Genomic DNA, 587 nt, shown 5'->3' with positions numbered 1-587 from the left:
AAGCTCTAAATCAGTATCAATGTCATAACCAAAAACTTTTGCCACTCCAGAGGTCTTATTAACCAAAGAAGATATGATGCCGATCGTGGTTGATTTTCCTGCACCGTTAGGTCCAAGAAGCGCGTAAAAGTCACCTTTTTTAACTTGTAGACTGATGCCTTTTAACGCTTCAAAGCCGCCCGCATACGTTTTACGTAATTGTTCAATTTCTAATGCGTACATAGCGTAATGATTGCCATCTGTTAGTGAATTGGGATGACCAGTTCCAAGATAAGCATCACCTGAAGCTTAGTAGGAAGCTGGAGAAAGTTTTATTAGTTTATCGTCGAATAACGATGATTACAATTAAACCTTTCGACAATATTGGAAATATCAACCTTGTAATCTTCAAGGTTTTCAATTGAGGGTGTTAAGGGGAAACAAAAAAAGCGCCGCTAAACAGACTGAGCAGCGCTTTCATACAGAGCGTGAAATTTAAGCGGTCATTCGCTGGTATTGATCCGATTCAACATGCGCGACAGCCGCATTCAAGGCCTCGTAGCGGAACTGATACATATTGTTATCCGGCACTAGATCGATGACATGAA

The 587-nt window shown here is 40.7% G+C and carries 1 protein-coding gene; it reads right to left on the bottom strand.

The features are described 5' to 3' along the window. The coding region (locus tag R7Q46_RS28770; protein ID WP_318078523.1) for an ATP-binding cassette domain-containing protein at positions 1-222 on the bottom strand (222 nt) is incomplete at its 3' end. Between the last annotated feature and the right edge of the window lie 365 nt (positions 223-587).

It is taken from the genome of Vibrio sp. 811, from assembly GCF_033339195.1.
Note: the sequence above shows the minus strand (reverse complement) of the source record. Positions and strands in the feature narration are given on the sequence as shown.